This window comes from Clostridia bacterium, from assembly GCA_036562685.1.
In the GTDB taxonomy this organism is placed as follows: domain Bacteria; phylum Bacillota; class Clostridia; order Christensenellales; family DUVY01; genus DUVY01.
In genome coordinates, this window is record DATCJR010000138.1 from 1 (window position 1) to 3682 (window position 3682).

The window sequence follows — 3682 nt, forward strand, 5'->3', positions numbered from 1 at the left end:
GCTCAAATTGTTGATACCGTTATTGTCAACGAGACACCTGAGGGCGAAAGCGAACAAGAATGCATAGGTTTAGGCGCCAAATTGGCTTTGCTATAAAATCAAACTGCCGCCAAAAATTTGGCGGCAGTTATATAATTTTTATAAAAACATAGAGTTTATGTTTATCAAAAGTATTGAGTTGTGATATATTAAAACAAAAACGGAAGTCACAATGCACTTAACAAGCTTTTTATCACCATACAAAAAACAGGTCATTTTAGGTCCGCTTTGCAAGTTTGTTGAAACAGTTTTTGAGCTTATTATGCCGATTTTGATGGCAACGCTCATAGATGTAGGCATTAAACAAAATAAGATTTGGTTAATAGTTGTATTAAGTATATCAATTTTTGGACTTGCTGTTTTGGGCTTTCTGATTGCTGTTTTAGGTCAGCACTATGCAGTGTCTGCAGCTCAAGGCTTTGGAACGGCTTTGAGAAAAAAAGTTTTTGAGCATATTACTAACTTTTCTTATTCAGAGCTTGATCGTTTTTCATCATCTTCGCTTACTACAAGACTGACTTCTGACATTAATCAATTGCAATATTCAGTTATGATGATATTAAGGCTTGTTCTTCGTGCGCCTTTTTTGTGTATAGGAAGCCTTGTGGGCGCATTTATTATCGATTGGCATCTGGCGCTTATAATGCTTATTTCGGTGCCTGCTGCGGCGGTTGTTTTGTACTTTTTGATTAATATTTCTATAAAGGCATACAAAACAGTTCAGAAAAAACTGGATAATATTTCTCTTCTTGCTAGCGAAAATCTCACAGGAATAAGGGTTATAAAAGCATTCGGACAAACCAATTCTCAAAAACAGAAGTTTTTTGATTCCGGAGATGAACATGCGCATTATGCGCAAAAAGCCGGCTGGCTTGCGTCTTTATCTAATCCTTTGGCTGTTTTGATTCTCAACATATCCTTGCTTGTTATAATTTACCTTGGCGGAAAAAGAGTTTATTTCGGCAAACTCTCTCAAGGCGAAATAATTATCTTTATCAATTATATTTCTCAAATTGTATTAGCTCTAAATGTTTTGGTTAATCTGATGCTTTTAATCACCAAGGCATTGGCATCGGCAGCCCGAGTCAATGAAGTGCTGGATACAATCCCTAAATTAACCGATGAAGGACAAGTTTTAGAACAGTTTCCGCAGGGCGATATAGTTTTTCAAAATGTAAGTTTTAGATATGGCGACGGTAAAGAGGTTTTAAAAAATATTAATTTAACCATTCCTAAAGGAACTACCTTTGGTATTGTAGGATTGACCGGTTCAGGAAAAACTACTTTAGTTAATCTAATTGCACGCTTTTATGATGTTTTAGAAGGAAAGATTACAATAGGCGGACAAGATATAAAAGAATTATCGCAAAAGTTTTTGCGAGAGCATATAGGCATAGTGCCCCAAAAAGCTGTGCTGTTTTCGGGCAGCATAAGAGATAATTTAAAAATGGGCAGAGACGTTGATGACGAAAAAATTATGCAAGCACTCAAAATCGCTCAAGCAGATTTTGTAAACAAGCTTCCAGACGGTCTTGATTATCAGTTAGAGCAAGGCGGCACTAACTTGAGCGGAGGACAGCGCGCAAGACTTACTATTGCAAGAGCGCTTATAATGTCTCCTGAAATTTTGATATTAGACGATTCTGCAAGCGCTTTGGACTTTGCAACAGAAAGAAATTTAAGCAGGGCATTAAAACAGCATAGCACAGGTAGAACTGTAATTACCATTTCGCAAAGAGCTGGCAGCCTTAAGAACGCTGATATAATTGCGGTGCTTAGCGAAGGTCAGGTTGTAGGACTGGGCACGCATGACGAGCTTATTAAGAGCAATCAGCTATACCGTGATATATACAATACACAGTTAGACATAGAGGGAGGACGAAATGAGTAATCAAAAAAAGACCTCCCTAAAAAGATTGTTTGGATATATTAAGCCGTATAAAAAGACAGTAATTTTTATTGCATTTTTATCGCTAATAGGCAATTTGTTTTATGTTTTAGGACCTTTGCTTATAGGTCGTGCTGTGGATAACATTGTCGAAGCCGGTAAAGTGGATTTTGACAATTTAATTAAAATATTAATTATCCTTGGCGGTCTTTATATTATTAACGCGCTATGTGTTTGGCTGTATACTTCTTTGGGAGTGAGCGTTGCGGTCAAAACAACAAACAAAATAAGAAAACAGGCGTTTGAAAAGCTGTTAAGTCTTCCCTTGAAAGAAATAGACAATATGAATAAGGGCGATATTATTAGCAGATTTACAGCCGATTGCGATCAGATAACGGATGCAATAACTCAAATGCTCAATCAATTTTTTTCAGGTATAGTAATAATTCTGGCTGCTTTGGGCTTTATGCTTTATCTTAGTCCGTTAGTTACTATTGCGGTTGTAATATCCATTCCACTGATGTTTTGGGTTTCTAAGCTGGTAGCCCAAAAATCATCTCAAAGACTATTGAAAATGCAGCGGGTTATGGGAAAATTAAGCGGATATGCTGAAGAACATATAAGGGGTGCAAGAGTCGTAAAAGCGTTTAATTATGAAAAAGAAGCCCAAAGACATTTTGATATTATAAACGACGAACTTAACAAAACAGGCACAAAAGCGCAGTTTATTGCCTCTCTTTCCAACCCAAGCACAAGACTGCTTAATTATTTTTCTTATTCGCTTGTAGGCTTGACAGGCGGATTGTGTGCGATATTCTTAGGTCTTTCTGTTGGCACATTGACCAGTTTTTTGACCTATGCCACCTTGTTTTCTCGTCCTATAAATGAATTTACTTCGGCGACAAGCCAGATAATTAGCGGACTTGCTGGTGCATCGCGAATGTTTGAAATAATTGATATTACATCTCCTGCTATAAAAGCAAGCCGCAATTATAATGATATTGTGATAAAAGGCGATTTTGAATTTGAAGATGTAAACTTTTCTTATATCCCTCAAAAGCCGCTTATAAAAGATTTTAATCTAGATGTAAAACAAGGACAAAAGGTTGCCATTGTAGGACCGACTGGAGCAGGCAAAACCACAATGATTAATCTTTTGATGCGGTTTTATGATGTTAACAGCGGAAAAATATTGGCGGATAAAAGGGATATAACTGATATTCCAAAACCGCAGTACCGTCAAAATTTTGGCATGGTTTTGCAGGACACTTGGCTTTTTAAAGGTACTATCTGGCAAAACATTGCATTTGGAAAGCCAGATGCTGCTTTGGATGAAATAATTGATGCAGCCAAAAAGGCTCATGCGCATAGTTTTATAGAAAAATTGCCTCAAGGTTACGATACTGTAATAGATGAAAACGGCGAAAATATTTCTTTAGGTCAAAAGCAAATGTTGACCATAGCGCGAGCAATGCTTATAAAGCCGACAGTATTGATTTTGGATGAAGCGACAAGCAGTATAGACATTTTAACAGAACAAAAAATAACTCAGACATTTAAAGAGATTATGAAAGGGCGTACAAGCTTTATAATAGCGCACAGACTTTCGACCATAAAAGACGCAGATGTGATAATAGTTATGAATCAAGGCCAAATCGTCGAACAAGGCACACATAATTCTTTGCTTGAAAAAAACGGTTTTTATGCCATGCTGTATAACAGCCAGTTTGATAAAAAATTATGATGACTTTATAT

2 protein-coding genes are annotated in these 3682 nt (G+C 36.7%); both read left to right on the forward strand.

Annotated elements, in window-relative coordinates:
• The first annotated feature begins 211 nt into the window (after window positions 1-211).
• On the forward strand, window positions 212-1930 hold the full coding sequence (locus tag VIL26_06195) for an ABC transporter ATP-binding protein (GenBank protein ID HEY8390520.1): 1719 nt from the start codon (window positions 212-214) through the stop codon (window positions 1928-1930).
• A complete protein-coding gene (locus tag VIL26_06200; GenBank protein ID HEY8390521.1) occupies window positions 1923-3671 on the forward strand; it encodes an ABC transporter ATP-binding protein in 1749 nt (582 codons plus the stop codon). Before VIL26_06195 ends, VIL26_06200 begins: the two co-directional genes overlap by 8 nt.
• Window positions 3672-3682 lie beyond the last annotated feature (11 nt).